The following is a 15,112-nucleotide window of genomic DNA, read 5'->3' on the forward strand; positions in this document are numbered from 1 at the left end:
CTCTAATGAAAAGGAATGCTCAATGGTCATGACTGACCTTATGAGCCATATAAACCATTGTTAACATCGTAAAAATGAACGCCTGAATCGTTCCGACAAAAATACTGAACGCTTGCCACACCATCATCGGGATGGCTGCGCCAACAGCGCCAAGCACACCGTAATGCGTGCCAAGGCTGGCGAGCAAGCCAAGCAAAATTTCCCCAGCGTAAATGTTCCCGAAAAGACGCAAACCGAGCGTCAGCGTGTTGGCAAACTCTTCGATGATTTTAAGCGGGAACAACCAGGCGACTGGACGGGTGTAATCGCGCAAATAGTCGGACGCCCCTTTCATTTTGACGCCATAGTAGTGGGTGAGGCCGACGACCATCACCGCCAGCGTCAACGTAACGGTCGCATCCGCGGTCGGCGATTTCCACCAAAGTTCACCGTTTACGTGGACGGAAAACGGCAGTCCAAGCATATTGGCCACAAACACATACATGATGAGCGTGACGCCCAGCGTCAAAAAGCGGCCGCCCGTTTGCCAATCCATCGTGCTGTTAATGATGCCTCTGACAAAGTCAAAGACCCACTCCATAAAGTTTTGCATCCCCGTCGGGCGCAGCTGAAGCGAGCGAGTAGCCGCAACAGCAATGATGAAAACGATCAAGCTCGTGATCGTAATCATCAACATATCAGATAAATTAAACGTAAGGCCTAAAAATTCGACAAGCGGCGCTTTATGCTCCATCCTCTCTCACCTCGCTTTCATACCTGCAGCTTGTCGTTTTTCCATTTGTGAAAGAAGAAATCTATTATAATGACAATGTAGGATGTCATTAATCCCAAAACGGTTGGCACGACATGGAAATATTGCGGATACGTCAGAACAATGACAGCAGCCAACGCGGCAAGCGCCAAACGCGATAAGGTGCCTAATGTGCGCACTTTTTTGCGCGCCGCCACCGCTTGTCCGAATTTTTCGATTTTCCAGGTTAAGTTCCAAACCATGAGGAGGCTGATCGATGTGCCGAGAATCAAGCTGAGAAAAACGGTTTTATACGGCGTAAATCCAAAGCCGAGCGTATAGATGGCGAGCAAATACAATATGTACCTAACTTGCCGCAAAAACACCGTTTGAAGACTTCCCATTTTATTACTCCTCAGAGAAATATTGGCGGATCAAGCGCAACATGGCATACACGCCGGCCGCCAGTCCGAGCAAAAGGCCGACGATCAAAAAGATCGGCTCGGTGCCAAATCGATCATCGATCCATCTCCCGCCGAAAACGCCGACCAAAATCGAACCGACAAGTTGGGAGACGATGGCGGACATCAACGCCATGGCTTGAAACGGGTGGCGCTGTTTTGGGGACATGCCAACACACCCTTTAACATAATGAAAACCTTCTCAATCTACCCCCTTGTAAAGGATACAATACGGCCTGGTCAATGTCAATGTGTTTCCACGTAAAACCTCATTCACATAGGGCAAATATTAATAATTTGTGACAATTTCTCATTTTCTTCTCACAATGATGATGTATAATGATATATTTTATTTTTAGCCTATTTTCCTTTTCATGATTCTATATAGATGCAATTTGAAGCTTTACCATTTGCAGTTTTTACCGAGTATTTGATCGACTGTCGGGCGACCGAACAACGCCGCTTCCAGACCCATATATGGGTCTGTGAAGCAGGCGGTTGTTCGGTCCTCCGTCACGCCAAGGCGTGACGGAGAAGCCTGTGGCTTTCCTCCGACAGTCGAAAAGGGGCAAACCGCTTTTCCGTCAAGGATATGTTAAACTTCTTCGTTGCATCTATATATATACTTGGCTTTGCAAACGGAGCGGTTTCTCAGCGCCATCTTTCTGCCGCGGCCTATTCGATGCAAGCGCTTAACTGACGCATGGGCAAGGCACCCTCTCCGCCGCTCGATGGAATGCGAACCCCGCGCGGCGCGGAGCGCCTTGCAACTGTTATTTTGTGCCAAACAGCCGGTCGCCGGCGTCGCCGAGACCAGGGACAATATAGCCGTGGTCGTTCAACCGCTCATCAAGGGCAGCGATGTAAATGTCCACATCCGGGTGGGCCGTTTCCACCGCTTTGACTCCTTCCGGCGCCGCGATCAGGCACATAAATTTAATGCTTTTCGCTCCCCGCTTTTTCAGCGCATCGATCGCCGCCACCGCTGATCCGCCGGTTGCGAGCATCGGGTCGACGATGATAAAATCGCGCTCTTCGACATCGCTCGGCAGCTTGACGTAATATTCGACCGGCTTTAATGTTTGGGGATCGCGGTACAAGCCGATATGGCCGACTTTCGCCGCCGGGATGAGCTTCAGGATGCCGTCAACCATGCCGATGCCGGCGCGCAAAATCGGAATGACGCCCAGTTTTTTGCCGGCGATCACTTTCGCTCTGGCTTTACTGACGGGGGTTTCGATCTCGACTTCCTCAAGCGGCAGATCGCGTGTAATTTCAAACGCCATCAACGTCGCCACTTCGTCGACAAGCTCGCGAAATTCTTTCGTGCCCGTATTCTTGTCGCGAATGTAGGTCAATTTATGCTGGATGAGCGGATGATCAAAGACGTACACTTTTCCCATGGGTCAACTCTCCTCTTCCGTATGTATGCGCTGCACTTCTATACATTCTACTGGAAAACGAGCGCCTATTCAACTGCCGAACGAACGGAAAAAGGCGCACCGCCAAATCCGGAGGCGGTGCACCGTACGGTTTCGGACGAAGCGGCGGCGCTTAGTCTTGATAGAGCGGAAACTTTTCCGTCAAAGCGGCGACGCGTTGGCGCGCTTCCTCAAGCGCTTGTTCGCTGCCGACGTTTTTCAGCACAAGGCCGATGATGGCGGCGATTTCGTCCATCTCTTCCAATCCGAAGCCGCGCGTCGTGACCGCGGCCGTGCCGATGCGGATGCCGCTTGTGACAAACGGGCTTTCCGGATCGTACGGAATCGTGTTTTTGTTGACCGTAATCCCAACCTCATCGAGCACTTTCTCCGCCGTTTTCCCGGTCAGCTGCTGCGGGCGCAAATCGACAAGCAGCAAATGGTTGTCCGTGCCGCCGGAAATGAGAGTGAATCCTTCGTTTTGCAAGGCGGCTGCGAGCCGTTTGGCATTCTCCACGACGCGCTTCGCGTAGACTTTAAAGTCGTCTTGCAACGCTTCGCCGAGCGCGACGGCTTTGGCGGCAATGACATGCATGAGCGGGCCGCCTTGAATGCCAGGGAAAATGGCTTTGTCGATCTGTTTGGCGAACTGCTCTTGGCATAAAATCATCCCGCCGCGCGGACCGCGCAGCGTTTTGTGCGTCGTCGTCGTAACGAAATGGGCGTACGGCACTGGATTCGGATGAACACCTGCCGCAACAAGACCGGCAATATGGGCCATGTCAACCATTAAATAGGCGCCGACTTCATCGGCAATCTCGCGGAACTTGGCGAAGTCGATGATGCGCGGATAGGCGCTCGCGCCGGCGACGATCAACTTCGGCCGGTGAAGGCGCGCTTTTTCGCGCACGTCGTCATAGTCAATGACATGCGTTTCCGGATCGACGCCGTATTCGACAAAATTGTACTGAATGCCGCTGAAATTGACCGGGCTGCCGTGCGTCAAATGGCCGCCGTGCGACAAGTTCATGCCAAGCACCGTGTCGCCGTGCTCAAGAACGGTGAAATAAACGGCCATGTTCGCCTGCGCCCCGGAGTGCGGCTGGACGTTCACATGCTCCGCTCCAAACAACTGCTTCGCTCGCTCGCGCGCCAAATCTTCGACGATGTCGACATATTCACAACCGCCGTAGTAGCGGCGTCCCGGATAGCCTTCCGCATATTTGTTCGTCAGCACCGACCCTTGCGCTTCCATGACCGCGCGGCTGACAAAGTTTTCCGAGGCGATCAGTTCAATTTTCGCATGTTGCCGCTTCCGCTCTTGCTCAATAGCGGCGAACACTTGCGGATCTTGTTGTGGCAAGTAATTCATCAATAGCTCCCCCTTATGCGAAATCAGTGAATATTCGTTTTTATTTTATCAGCTTCAGCTAGGCAAATTCAAAGAAAAAATGAATGAAACCGCTAGAAAGAACAGGAATCATTCGGATTTTCCAACGAGTAGACCGCTCGGGCGCCGCCGATCAGCTTCGGCCGCGTTTTCGCCAGCGTCACGCACGCCGATCCAATGTGCTTCACCGAAACGCGCACGGGAACGGCAACCGGCTTCAAATGCATACCGATGAGCGTATGGCCGATGTCAATGCCGGCATCGGCGCGAATCGCCTCGACAACGACCGGGTCAGCGAACTTTCGATAGGCGTAGGCGGCCATCGCCCCACCCGCTTTCGGCACCGGAACGACCGAAACGATCTCCAGCCCGTGAGTTTTGGCGGTTTCCCGTTCGACAACAAGCGCCCGATTTAAATGTTCACAACATTGAAACGCGAGCGCAATGCCGGTTTCGCGCCGCCACGCGTCAAGCTCGGCAAACAGCATGGCGGCAACGTCCATCGATCCAGCCGTGCCGATCCGCTCGCCAAGCACCTCGCTCGTACTGCAGCCGATCACAACGACATCGCCGCGGCCAAGCGGAGCCTGTTTGCGAAACTCATGCAAGATGGCTTGCCATTGCTGCCGCCATTCGGTCAATCGTGCGTCCATGTCCTCTTCCCCTCCTTCGTTCGTTTTTATCCACGCTGCCGTTGACGAACACTGGCACTTTCGACGGTGATTCGTCAAAACCGGGTCCGGCTCCGGGGATGCCTGCGATACTCACGAATATGGAGTTTTCCTAGAAGGCTGATGAAAAAACAACCGTTTCCCCTGAATCGACAGTTCTCAAGTGGAGAGAACGAAACGCTTGCCGACTACAGCAGAAAAGCTGGGAACAGAGCCTTCTCAACGGGTTTTTATTGATTAATCAACACGCCTGACTTTTTGAACGCTCTCCCACCTACGCTCACGCTTAGAGGTGGGAGATTCTTGGGAACACCCGCCCTGCGGCAGGCTGTTCACCAAGCCATCCCCGTGCGTCCCACGGTTCAGCTGTCTTACCAAAACAGCAAAATTATATAAATGCAATTGAAAGCTTTTACATTCTTCGTTTTTACCGATCATTTCATCCGACTGTCGAGTGACCGAACAACACCGCTTAAAGACCCATGAATGGGTCTGTGAAGCGAGTCGTTGTTCGGTCTTTCGTCACGCCTTAGCGTGACAGAGGCAAGCCTATGGCTTGCCTTCGACAGTCAAAAATGGATGAGCCACTTTTCCGTCAAGAATATGTTAAACGATTTCGTTGCATCTCTATACACTCCCTTGCTGCCGCCATTCTCATGAAGCAAGACGCCCACGGCCGGCATGGGGCTGCACGGCGTCTTCCGCTTATGGCTCGCAGGCCGCATCCGCTCCGATGCGGCCCTGGTTCTGCCTACAAATGCTTGTTTTCATAGTCGGCGATTTTGCCGATTCGCCGCGCATGGCGTCCGCCTTCAAATTCGGTCTCAAGCCATGCCTTGGCGATTTCGCGCGCCAGGCCGGGGCCGATGACGCGCTCCCCCATCGCGAGAATGTTGCTGTCGTTATGCATGCGCGTCAGCTTGGCGCTGTAGACGTCGTGGCAAAGGGCGCAACGCACCCCTTTCACTTTGTTGGCGGCGATCGTCATGCCGATGCCGGTGCCGCAGATCAAAATGCCGCGATCAAATTCGCCGCGCGCCACTTTTTCAGCGACGGGAAGCGCGTAATCCGGGTAATCGACCGATGTTTCACAATCGCAGCCAAAATCGGTGTACTCGATTCCCATTTCATCCAACAGTGCTTTAATTTCCTCACGAATGCGAATTCCACCATGGTCAGAAGCAATAGCGACTTTCATCACGTTCGGGCGGGGAGCCCTAGGCTTCGCAGTGATAGCGAAAGCCAGGGAGGAATCGCCCTTCCTCCTTTCGATGAATCATATTTGCATGTGCATCAACGGGTGCGGAACCGGGCGACAGCCGCCTGCAATTGTTCGGCCTGTTCAACCAACTCGCCAGCCAGTTTATGCACATCGTTGATCGATGCGGCCTGCTCCTCGGTCGCCGCCGCAACTTCGAGCGCGCCGGCGGACGTCTGCTCAGCAATCGCCGCCACTTCTTGCGTCTGCGCCGCGGCCCGCTTCATATGCCCCATTTGACGCTTCGCCAACTCAGCGATGTCATGGACGGCGCGGATCACTTCATCAGCTGAGGCCGCCATGGCCGCAATGGCCTCATTCGTGCGCTCCCCTTTCGCCGCCTCAGCGTTTGCGGCGGCCACCTGCTTGTCCATTTGCGCCACCACACGGGCGACTTCATTTTGAATGTTGCCGACCAGTTCCGCGATTTTCTTGACCGCCTTGGCGCTCTCATCAGCCAGCTTGCGCACTTCCTCAGCGACGACGGCAAACCCCCGGCCGTGCTCGCCGGCGCGGGCTGCCTCAATGGAAGCATTGAGCGCAAGCAAGTTCGTCTGTTCAGCGATGTCCGCGACAAGCAACGTAATGTTGCCGATTTGATTGGCGTGTGCTTCGAGCTGCTTGACAGCCGCCCGCGACAGTTCTTGATCGTCAGCCAGCTGATCGATGCCGCTGACAAGCGAATGGGTGATATCGCGGCTTGCCTTCAGCGTTTCGGCCATCCCATATACCGACTGTTCCGCACGCTCGGCTGTTTCTTTTACTTGTACTGCGATGGCGAGCACATCCTCGGCCGCCGCAGCCGCTTCTTGGATCGCCTCGGCCGAAGACGCCGCCCCTTTGGAAATGTCGTCAATGGTCGCTGCAATATCGCGTGCACGGTTTGACGCTGTTTCGGACGCCTGCCTCATTTCCGCCGTCTTTTCAGTCGTGCGCGCTGCGCTCTCTTCCACATTGGCGACGACTGCGCGCAAATGGCCGAGCATCCGGTTGAACGCGACAGCCAGCGAGCGAATTTCGTCATGGGAAGAGGGCAGCGGAACATCCTCATCGATATGCCCTTCCGTCGCCTTTGCCGCCGCTTCCTCGAGCCGTTGCAGCGGCCTTGTAATCCAGCCAGCGGCCAAATAGGCAAGCACTCCGGACCAAAAGATGCCAAGGAGCAACACGATCATCGTGAACACGCTTTTGTTCCATGAGGCGAACCACTGATCATACAAAACGTACAAGAAAAAGGCGCTCGTTGAATACGTGATCAGCGCCAACGCTGTCGTAAAGACGACGAGCTTCAGGCGCAAACCGAACCGATGACTTGTCCCCCCCATTTGTGTTCCCCCTCACTTCTCAACCTCATTGTTCTGTTTGCAACTTTTCCGCCAAGCGGTCAATGAGCGTCTCCAGCTCATCGCGCGCCGCCCGGTACACTTCAATCGGCCCGCCGAACGGATCGGCGATGTCGCCGTCTGTTCCCGAGACGAACTGCTTCAACGTAAACGTTTTGTCCTTCGCTTCTGGGAAACGCTCGACGATCATTTCTTTATGGCCGGATGTCATCGCCAGCACGTGCGTCGCCCAGTCGATATGCTCTTTTTTCAGCTGCGAGGAGCGGTGGGCCGCTTCGATTCCTTTTTCCTTCAACACCGTCTTGGCGTGAACCGACGCCTCGCTCCCTTCCGCCGCAAACACGCCGGCCGATTTCACCTCGACGCCTGGCAGCTGCTTATTCTCCAACAATGCAGCGGCCATCGGGCTTCGGCACGTATTGCCCGTGCAGACGAACAAAATGCGGTATGGCATACAACCACCTCTTCACATCAATGACTTACCATCAATATACCATAGGGAAAAGAGCAAAAAAAGGCTCTTCACCACAACATGTACTTGACAAGCAATGCGGTTTCCTGCGTAAGGATAAGCAAAAAGTGCTGATTTTCCCTCACAAGCGTAAATAGGGTATGTTCAGAAAAAATCAAGTACAACTTTTGGTGAAGAGCCGCAAAAAAAGCAGGCAGTCCGCTTTTTTCCACTGAAGGAAAACCGCCTGCCGCCGTTTATAGAAAAAGCAGCTTGAGCCCGAACGCCAGCAAAATGCTGCCGCCGAGCGCTTCGCTGTAAGAACCGAGCCATTGCTGAAAATGGCGGCCGACAAAAAGCCCAACCCATGTCAGCACCATGCTGAACAGACCAAACAGCAAAATCGTCACCATCGTCCGCGCTCCGAAAATGCCGAGGCTCAGCCCGACGGAAAAGCTGTCTAGGCTGACGCTGAACGCAAAAAAAAGCAACCCCACCCCACGAGGAAACAGCGGTGAGCCATCGTCCCTCCGGAACGAGGCGATGATCATTTGCCCGCCAAGCCATAACAGCAGCGCCCCGCCCGCGTATGTCGCGACACTTCCGAACTCGCGCGACAGCAGGCGGCCGACCGCCATGCCAGCAAGCGGCATGAGAATATGAAACAAGCCGATCGTCAACCCGATATAAAACATTTGCCGCAGCCGGAGGCGCAACAGCCCCATTCCTAAAGCGACTGAAAACGCGTCCATGCCCAGCGCCAGCGCCATCATTGACAGCGCGATGATTTCGCCGATGAATGCGCCCATGTTTCTTCCCTCCCGGACCGGCCTTATTGCTAAACATATGCACGTCCAGGGCAGTTTAGAAGCAGAGCGGGCAGCCAATGGGCGCCGCCTGATTGACGGGCGGACGGAAAAGAAAAAACCGGTCCACAACAGACCGGTTTAGCGCTTGGAAACGGCATCCCCCAAATCCTCTAGTTGCAATTTGAACCTTACCGTTTGCAGAGCCGTTTTCTCGACTGTCGCACGACCGAACAACGCCGCTTCCAAACCCATACATGGATCTGTGAAGCGCGTTTCCGTTCGGTCTTCCGTCACGCCAAGGCGCGACGAAGAAGCCTGCGGCTTGCCTCCGACCGTCAAAAAATAGACAAGCTGCTTTTTCGACCAGGATATGTGAAACTTGTTCACTGCATCTATACAGACGGCCGTCCTTTCATTTCCGCTGTTCGCTGATGGCGCGTCCGCCGGCTGCTTTGCGGAGCCGGTTCATGATCGCCGCGCCGATTCCTTCTTCCGGAAACGCCTCGCTGTAAATGAGATCGACGTTCGTTTCATCAAATCGGCGCAGCGTGTCGTACAGCCGGCTCGCGACCGTCTCAAGCGCCTGGCGCGTTCCGCACGGCAGCACGACATCGGCCGCATACTGATCCCAGTTCTCCTCGGTCGTCAACACGCCGACCGTTTTCCCTTCCGCCCGGCTTTCATCGACAAGCCGCTGCAAAAACGCGGGCGGGCCGGCGACGATCCAAAGCGGCGCTTTCGGCGCATAATGCGTATATTTCATCCCCGGCGCTTTCGGCGCCGCCTCGTCGTCCACAGCAGCGGCCTCTTCAACGCGGCCGATCGCTTCAATAAGCGCCTCTTTCGTCACCCCTCCCGGGCGCAAAATCGTCGGCACGCCCCCACTGCAATCGAGCACCGTCGATTCAACGCCCACGCCGGTCGGCCCGCCGTCGATCACCCCGGCGATCCGCCCGTCTAAATCGGCAAGCACGTGCGCCGCCGTCGTCGGACTCGGCCTTCCTGACCGATTCGCGCTCGGGGCGGCCAACGCCAAGCCGCTCGCCTCGATCAACGCCAGCGCCAGCGGGTGATCCGGCATGCGCACCGCCACCGTCGGCAGCCCAGCCGTCACCCGTTCAGACACCGCTTTGGCCCGTTTTGGCAATACTAACGTGAGCGGCCCCGGCCAAAACCGCTCCATCAACGTTTTCGCCATCGGCGGGATCGAGGCGGCTACCGCCTCCGCTTGGGCCATGCTGGCGACATGAACGATGAGCGGATTGTCGCTCGGCCGCCCTTTGGCGGCGAAAATTTTTTCCACCGCGGCTGTATTGGCCGCATCGGCCCCCAACCCGTACACCGTTTCCGTCGGGAATGCGATGACTTCCCCGGCCCGCAGCCATTCAACCGCCTCTCGTATTTGTGGATAAACTTGCTGTTTATCAACAATATTATCCACAACCCAAACACGCGTTTTCAATCGTTTCACCTTCTCCATCGCCGTGATTCGCCTTGAAAATGGCGGCTTTTTTTACAAGCGTCAGATCGCCGCCCGATGCCTTTCCACAGTTATACACAAATTGTGAATAAACTTGTTGTTTTTGTGGATAACTTTGTGGATAGATGCTTATGGAATGAGATGGCTGAGCCACTCTTTGAAGAAAAATTTTACTTCCACCGGCTGTTCCGGCTCGGCCATGACGACGAAGGACGATTCTTGATCATCAGTGTGCCCTTTGTCCTTCTCGACATCCGCATGGATGGACGAAGCGGCGCGATCTTCGGTTTCCGCCATCGCACCCCTCTCCTCTTTCGGTTCGTCCCGCTCGATGGCCTGCTCGCCGCTTCGCATCGCCTCAGCTTCCGCTTCGGCCGACTCGCTGTTTTGCTTCGACCCGGCTTCCATTGACCGGACGCTCTCAGCCGACACCGGTTCATTCGTTCCTGCAGGCGATCGGTTCGCCTCCATCATGACGGCATCGCTGTTGGAAAAATCGAGAAAACAAAGCGGCGGGAACAGAACGCACCACCAGTTTGCTCCTTTTCCTTCCCCAAGCGTGATCAGCACGGCATCATAGATGCCAGCCGGATATACGTAGTTGCCGTACACTTTCGTCGGAAAATGAACCGGGCCAAACTCCACTTTGTACGTTTGATCGCTTTGTTCATCGCGCAACACGCGGGCGACCGTCCGCTCGATGTCCGGCAGGTGAGAGCGGATGACGCGCTTTGCTTCCTCAAACGAAGTGAGTTCGGCCACCCAGCCGTTGATTTGCGCATTGACCGCATCACGCACTTTTCGCTTCAATTGTTGGTCTTCATCGGCGTCGCTGTTGGCTAAAATGCGCAGGCGGATTGCCTCATCAGGGATGGCGACCGCCGCGTTCGCCCCGGCGTCCGTCTTGTGGCCGTACAGCTCGACGAGTACGCCTGTCGTTAATAGAATGATATATAAACATATGGCAATGGCATTTCCTTTGATGGTCATCATCGGCACCGTCCTTTCACCTTTCATTGTGGACGGCGCCGCTCGTTTTTAAACCTATCAATCTAACACTTTTTCCCGTTTTTCGGCCGCGTCATGTACACCATCCGGTCTTTGCCGTTGAGGTCAAAATCGACTTCCACTTCGGCTTCTGGAAACGCTGCGGCCAAGAGCGCCGCCACTGCTTCCCCTTGCCCGGCGCCGACTTCAAAAGCGGCAAGCGCCGGCGCGCCGAGCACAAGCGGCAGCTCGCGGGCGAAGCGGCGGTAAAAATCGAGCCCATCGCGGCCGCCAAAGAGCGCCGTGTGCGGCTCATAGTTTTTGACGACCGGGGAAAGCATAGCGGCGTCCGTCTCTGGAATGTACGGCGGATTGGAAACGACGACATCGACCGTCCACCCCATGGCCATGATCGGCTGCAGCAAATCGCCGCACAAAAATGAAACGTTCGCCCCGAGCCGCCGGGCGTTTTCACGGGCGACCGCGAGCGCCGCTTCGGAAATATCGGTTGCGGTCACCGACAACGCTTTGTTCTCCAGCGCCAATGTCACGGCGATCGCCCCGCTGCCAGTGCCGACGTCAACGACATCGATCCGCTTCCGACCAGCAAATAGACGCGGCACCCGCTTTAGGACGCCAAGCACCAGTTCTTCCGTTTCCGGGCGCGGGATTAACACATGGCGATTGACAAGAAACAACCGGCCGTAAAACGATTCATAGCCGATCAAATATTGAATCGGCACATGATCCACCGCATGGCGGCGCACATCGGCCGCAAATCGTTCATATACCGCTTCGTCGACCGGCTCGCGCCAACGGGCGAACAGCCCGGCCCGATCGGTGCGCAAATGGTGGCACAATAGCCACTCCGCCGCCCGCTCCTCTTTTCCGTGGGCGCGCAAAAAAGAAGAAGCCCAGGCGAGGACTTCATGTACGTTACGACGCATCGTTCGCTTGCTCCAATTTTTTCGCTTGGTCGTCCAAAATGAGCGCCTCGATGATTTCATCCAAATGCCCATCGAGCACTTGATCGAGCTTTTGGATCGTCAGTCCGATGCGGTGGTCGGTGACGCGGTTTTGCGGGAAGTTGTACGTGCGAATGCGTTCAGAACGATCGCCGGTGCCGACAGCTTGCTTGCGCGTTTGGTCGTATTCAGCGCGCGCTTCTTGCTGGTATTTGTCGTAAATGCGGGCGCGCAATACTTTCATCGCTTTTTCTTTGTTTTTGATTTGCGATTTTTCGTCTTGGCACGTGACGACAATGCCGGTCGGAATATGGGTGAGGCGCACGGCCGACATCGTCGTGTTGACGCTTTGCCCACCCGGTCCGCTTGAGGCGAACGTGTCGACGCGAATGTCTTTTTCATTGATTTCGACTTCGATTTCTTCCATCTCCGGCAGGCAGGCGACCGTCGCCGTCGACGTATGGATGCGCCCGCCTGACTCCGTTTCCGGGACGCGCTGGACGCGGTGCGCGCCGTTTTCAAACTTCAGCTTTGAATACGCCCCTTTGCCGTTGATCATAAAAATGATTTCTTTATAGCCGCCGAGGCCGGTCGGGCTCGCTTCGATCACTTCCGTCTTCCACCCTTGCGATTCCGCATAGCGCGTATACATCCGGTACAAGTCGCCGGCAAACAGCGCCGCCTCTTCGCCGCCGGCGGCCGCGCGGATTTCCATAATGACGTTTTTCTCATCGTTCGGATCTTTCGGCAAAAGCAACACTTTCAGCTTTTCAACGAGCGCCTCTTCCCGTTCTTCCAGCTCGCCGATTTCCTCTTTCACCATCTCGCGCAGCTCCGGCTCCAGCTTTTCTTCGAGCATCGCTTTCGCTTCGGCCAGCTGCTCGCGAACCGATTTGTATTCGCGGTACGTTTGCACCGTTTCTTCCAAATCCGCCTGCTCTTTCGAATAATCGCGCAGCTTTTTCGGATCGTTGATGACGTCGGGGTCCATCAACAGTTCATTGAGCTTTTCATACCGTTGCTCCACAGCTTCCAACCGATCAAACACATCATTCACCTCTGTTTTTCCCACACAGTCTAATTTTAGATTATAGCATGAAATGAAGCCAAACAAAAACCCCCGCTTTTGGCAAGCGGGAGCTCTCAGTTGACGCGCACGATGACCTCGTATGTCGGGATTGCTTTTGTCAGCAGCTTGTCAATGCGTTGCGCCTCGCGCTGCCGCTCCTCGTCAGACAGCTCTTCCGGTGCATCAACGGTCACATACATATTGCCGCCGTGAAACCAGATGGAGTCGGCGTGGTAATCGGTGTACCGCTCGATGAGTTGTGCTGCCTTGCGCGTATCGGCGCGCTGGTTTTCGCTTCCTTCGGTCAAGCTGATAAAATTCGGGTTTTGCCGCACGTTTTCCGGATCGTCGAAGTTGTTGTACAAGTCTCTGTCAGCGTCGATCTTCGGCCGCCCGTCCGTCATCAGCCGCGCGCCGTTTTTGTCCTCGCTTTGCTGGCGGTAGGACGGATGATCCGGAGCGAGCGAACAGGCCGAAAGCAGGAAGATCATTCCTAACAGCCAGATGCGTCTCATCCTTTTTCGCCTCCTTAGCTGTTAGGATGTCCATGATCGCCCGTCAATGATACACGGCAAGCCATAAATCTTTCTGCCATCATTCGTCTATTTTGCGGCGAACGAACAAAAGGGGCAGCCTAGTCAAGCGAACGATCAATGATGAACGAGCCGCATGCCAAACGCTTTTTCCTCCCATAGCGAATGGACGCACGAGACGGGCGAGAATGATGGCGCCGCTTCCGCCCTTCTCGGTCGGCGAAACATACGAATATGCACCGTTTCCATCAACGATGGCTGCGCTTCGCCACTTGGCCGATGAAAGCGGCCAAACAACATCAGTGACCGCCTCACCATCACTCACCCGTATGTCCAGCAAGCGGGCGGTTGTATCGCTTTTTCGGTTTGCCAGGCACTTCATGGTGATGGCGGCAGCGAGGCTCGTACGCCTCGCTGGCGCCGACGAGAATCACCGGATCGTCATAAGAGGCGGGCGCACCGTTAATGAGCCGCTGCGTCCGGCTGGCCGGGGAACCGCATACCGTGCAAACCGCCTGCAGCTTCGTCACCGACTCAGCGATCGCCATCAGCGCCGGCACGGGGCCAAACGGTTCGCCGCGAAAATCTTGGTCGAGCCCCGCGGCGATGACGCGGTAGCCGCAATCAGCGAGCGTTTGCACCACATCGATGATGTCGTCGGAAAAAAACTGTATTTCATCGATGGCGACGACGTCGGTGGCGGCGGAAATGTAGCGGAACATTTCCGCCGGCGTCGCGACCGGAATGGCGATCACCGAATTGCCGTTGTGCGACACGACTGCGTCTTCGCTATAACGATTGTCGATCGTCGGTTTGAACACTTTCACTTCCTGCTTGGCAAACTGAGCGCGGCGGACGCGGCGAATCAATTCTTCTGATTTGCCGGAAAACATGCATCCACAAATGAGCTCAAGCCAGCCGGACTGCGTCATCACGTACATCGGGGCCTCTCCTTTCACACAACACTGTCCTCAAACCATCGGCCGCTCCTTGCCGTCTGCCATCGCAACGATCAGCGGGATCAGCTTGATAAGCAACCGGCCTTCCATCTGCTCTCACGAAAAAGCAGGCAAGTTTCGCTTGCCTGCTTTCGTCACGTCCTTGTTACTTAAGGCCGTATTTTTTATTGAATTTATCCACGCGGCCCGCTGCCGTAACAAATTTTTGTTTGCCCGTGAAGAACGGATGGCATTCCGAGCAAATCTCCACGCGCAGCTCGTCTTTGACCGAACCGCTTTCGAATTCGTTGCCGCATGCGCAACGGACGATGACTTTTTTGTACTCTGGATGGATGCCTTGTTTCATCGTTTTCATCTCCTTCCGCCCTGTATCTTATCGAAACAGAGTGATTCGTAGCATGGAACGCTTCATGCTTATGCGCGCCCGCCCGTTTGGCAAGGCGCAGCGCATGGAACAGCTGGGACTCCACCGAAGCGAACCCAGCCGGTGCAAATCACGGATCGCACAAACCAAAAGGCGATAGCCAAAACACACATGTTAAGATTATAACAGCTTTTCTGTCAGTTTGCAACGGGCGATTCGCG

General features: G+C 55.3%; 18 protein-coding genes. All 18 read right to left on the reverse strand.

Annotated features, from left to right (window positions below):
* Positions 1-19: 19 nt before the first annotated feature.
* Positions 20-733, reverse strand: a complete 714-nt coding sequence (atpB, locus tag GT3570_RS16515) for a F0F1 ATP synthase subunit A (protein ID WP_011232831.1) — start codon at positions 731-733, stop codon at positions 20-22.
* 17 nt (positions 734-750) lie between these two features.
* The gene (locus GT3570_RS16520) at positions 751-1,134 is read right to left on the reverse strand and encodes an ATP synthase subunit I (RefSeq protein ID WP_062899055.1); all 384 of its coding nucleotides are present in this window, start codon (positions 1,132-1,134) and stop codon (positions 751-753) included.
* 4 nt (positions 1,135-1,138) lie between these two features.
* Positions 1,139-1,360: an AtpZ/AtpI family protein gene (locus tag GT3570_RS16525; protein ID WP_011232833.1), complete on the reverse strand. Its 222-nt coding sequence runs from the start codon at positions 1,358-1,360 to the stop codon at positions 1,139-1,141.
* Between the two features lie 604 nt (positions 1,361-1,964).
* Positions 1,965-2,594, reverse strand: a complete 630-nt coding sequence (gene upp / locus GT3570_RS16530) for a uracil phosphoribosyltransferase (RefSeq protein WP_011232835.1) — start codon at positions 2,592-2,594, stop codon at positions 1,965-1,967.
* A gap of 151 nt (positions 2,595-2,745) precedes the next feature.
* Entirely contained in the window at positions 2,746-3,984 is a 1,239-nt protein-coding gene (glyA, locus tag GT3570_RS16535) for a serine hydroxymethyltransferase (RefSeq protein ID WP_011232836.1), read from the reverse strand.
* A gap of 92 nt (positions 3,985-4,076) precedes the next feature.
* Entirely contained in the window at positions 4,077-4,655 is a 579-nt protein-coding gene (locus tag GT3570_RS16540; RefSeq protein WP_013524809.1) for a TIGR01440 family protein, read from the reverse strand.
* Between the two features lie 769 nt (positions 4,656-5,424).
* A complete protein-coding gene (rpiB, locus tag GT3570_RS16545) occupies positions 5,425-5,871 on the reverse strand; it encodes a ribose 5-phosphate isomerase B (protein ID WP_023633289.1) in 447 nt (148 codons plus the stop codon).
* 95 nt (positions 5,872-5,966) lie between these two features.
* Entirely contained in the window at positions 5,967-7,256 is a 1,290-nt protein-coding gene (locus GT3570_RS16550; protein ID WP_011232839.1) for a methyl-accepting chemotaxis protein, read from the reverse strand.
* Positions 7,257-7,281: 25 nt separating this feature from the next.
* Positions 7,282-7,728, reverse strand: a complete 447-nt coding sequence (locus tag GT3570_RS16555) for a low molecular weight protein arginine phosphatase (protein WP_011232840.1) — start codon at positions 7,726-7,728, stop codon at positions 7,282-7,284.
* Positions 7,729-7,982: 254 nt separating this feature from the next.
* Positions 7,983-8,534: a manganese efflux pump MntP gene (locus GT3570_RS16560; RefSeq protein ID WP_011232841.1), complete on the reverse strand. Its 552-nt coding sequence runs from the start codon at positions 8,532-8,534 to the stop codon at positions 7,983-7,985.
* A 412-nt stretch (positions 8,535-8,946) separates the two neighbouring features.
* Positions 8,947-10,014 carry an L-threonylcarbamoyladenylate synthase gene (locus GT3570_RS16570; protein WP_062899057.1) on the reverse strand — a complete coding sequence of 356 codons (1,068 nt, stop codon included), beginning with the start codon at positions 10,012-10,014 and terminating at the stop codon, positions 8,947-8,949.
* Between the two features lie 129 nt (positions 10,015-10,143).
* Entirely contained in the window at positions 10,144-11,007 is an 864-nt protein-coding gene (spoIIR, locus tag GT3570_RS16575; protein ID WP_062899123.1) for a stage II sporulation protein R, read from the reverse strand.
* Positions 11,008-11,066: 59 nt separating this feature from the next.
* Positions 11,067-11,948 (reverse strand): peptide chain release factor N(5)-glutamine methyltransferase, encoded by an 882-nt coding sequence (prmC, locus tag GT3570_RS16580; RefSeq protein WP_011232844.1) that lies wholly within the window; start codon positions 11,946-11,948, stop codon positions 11,067-11,069.
* Positions 11,938-13,014 (reverse strand): peptide chain release factor 1, encoded by a 1,077-nt coding sequence (gene prfA / locus GT3570_RS16585; protein ID WP_011232845.1) that lies wholly within the window; start codon positions 13,012-13,014, stop codon positions 11,938-11,940. The genes prmC and prfA overlap by 11 nt, the downstream gene beginning before the upstream one ends.
* Before the next feature lie 95 nt (positions 13,015-13,109).
* Positions 13,110-13,550: a hypothetical protein gene (locus tag GT3570_RS16590; protein WP_015376071.1), complete on the reverse strand. Its 441-nt coding sequence runs from the start codon at positions 13,548-13,550 to the stop codon at positions 13,110-13,112.
* Between the two features lie 135 nt (positions 13,551-13,685).
* Positions 13,686-13,868: a hypothetical protein gene (locus GT3570_RS16595; protein WP_014196961.1), complete on the reverse strand. Its 183-nt coding sequence runs from the start codon at positions 13,866-13,868 to the stop codon at positions 13,686-13,688.
* Between the two features lie 17 nt (positions 13,869-13,885).
* Positions 13,886-14,509 (reverse strand): thymidine kinase, encoded by a 624-nt coding sequence (locus GT3570_RS16600; RefSeq protein ID WP_014196962.1) that lies wholly within the window; start codon positions 14,507-14,509, stop codon positions 13,886-13,888.
* Positions 14,510-14,672: 163 nt separating this feature from the next.
* Positions 14,673-14,873 (reverse strand): 50S ribosomal protein L31, encoded by a 201-nt coding sequence (gene rpmE, locus GT3570_RS16605; RefSeq protein ID WP_011232848.1) that lies wholly within the window; start codon positions 14,871-14,873, stop codon positions 14,673-14,675.
* Positions 14,874-15,112 lie beyond the last annotated feature (239 nt).

Source organism: Geobacillus thermoleovorans (genome assembly GCF_001610955.1).
GTDB lineage: Bacteria > Bacillota > Bacilli > Bacillales > Anoxybacillaceae > Geobacillus > Geobacillus thermoleovorans.

Bases quoted from the DNA above. Each gene is read 5' to 3' on its own strand.
- GT3570_RS16590 (WP_015376071.1), bottom strand. From the start codon at position 13,550: ATGAGACGCATCTGGCTGTTAGGAATGATCTTCCTGCTTTCGGCCTGT.
- GT3570_RS16525 (WP_011232833.1), bottom strand. From the start codon at position 1,360: ATGTCCCCAAAACAGCGCCACCCGTTTCAAGCCATGGCGTTGATGTCC.
- atpB (WP_011232831.1), bottom strand. From the start codon at position 733: ATGGAGCATAAAGCGCCGCTTGTCGAATTTTTAGGCCTTACGTTTAAT.
- GT3570_RS16520 (WP_062899055.1), bottom strand. From the start codon at position 1,134: ATGGGAAGTCTTCAAACGGTGTTTTTGCGGCAAGTTAGGTACATATTG.
- spoIIR (WP_062899123.1), bottom strand. From the start codon at position 11,007: ATGATGACCATCAAAGGAAATGCCATTGCCATATGTTTATATATCATT.
- upp (WP_011232835.1), bottom strand. From the start codon at position 2,594: ATGGGAAAAGTGTACGTCTTTGATCATCCGCTCATCCAGCATAAATTG.
- GT3570_RS16550 (WP_011232839.1), bottom strand. From the start codon at position 7,256: ATGGGGGGGACAAGTCATCGGTTCGGTTTGCGCCTGAAGCTCGTCGTC.
- GT3570_RS16595 (WP_014196961.1), bottom strand. From the start codon at position 13,868: ATGTTGTTTGGCCGCTTTCATCGGCCAAGTGGCGAAGCGCAGCCATCG.
- GT3570_RS16560 (WP_011232841.1), bottom strand. From the start codon at position 8,534: ATGGGCGCATTCATCGGCGAAATCATCGCGCTGTCAATGATGGCGCTG.
- GT3570_RS16600 (WP_014196962.1), bottom strand. From the start codon at position 14,509: ATGTACGTGATGACGCAGTCCGGCTGGCTTGAGCTCATTTGTGGATGC.
- GT3570_RS16570 (WP_062899057.1), bottom strand. From the start codon at position 10,014: ATGGAGAAGGTGAAACGATTGAAAACGCGTGTTTGGGTTGTGGATAAT.
- rpiB (WP_023633289.1), bottom strand. From the start codon at position 5,871: ATGAAAGTCGCTATTGCTTCTGACCATGGTGGAATTCGCATTCGTGAG.
- glyA (WP_011232836.1), bottom strand. From the start codon at position 3,984: ATGAATTACTTGCCACAACAAGATCCGCAAGTGTTCGCCGCTATTGAG.
- rpmE (WP_011232848.1), bottom strand. From the start codon at position 14,873: ATGAAACAAGGCATCCATCCAGAGTACAAAAAAGTCATCGTCCGTTGC.
- GT3570_RS16540 (WP_013524809.1), bottom strand. From the start codon at position 4,655: ATGGACGCACGATTGACCGAATGGCGGCAGCAATGGCAAGCCATCTTG.
- GT3570_RS16555 (WP_011232840.1), bottom strand. From the start codon at position 7,728: ATGCCATACCGCATTTTGTTCGTCTGCACGGGCAATACGTGCCGAAGC.
- prmC (WP_011232844.1), bottom strand. From the start codon at position 11,948: ATGCGTCGTAACGTACATGAAGTCCTCGCCTGGGCTTCTTCTTTTTTG.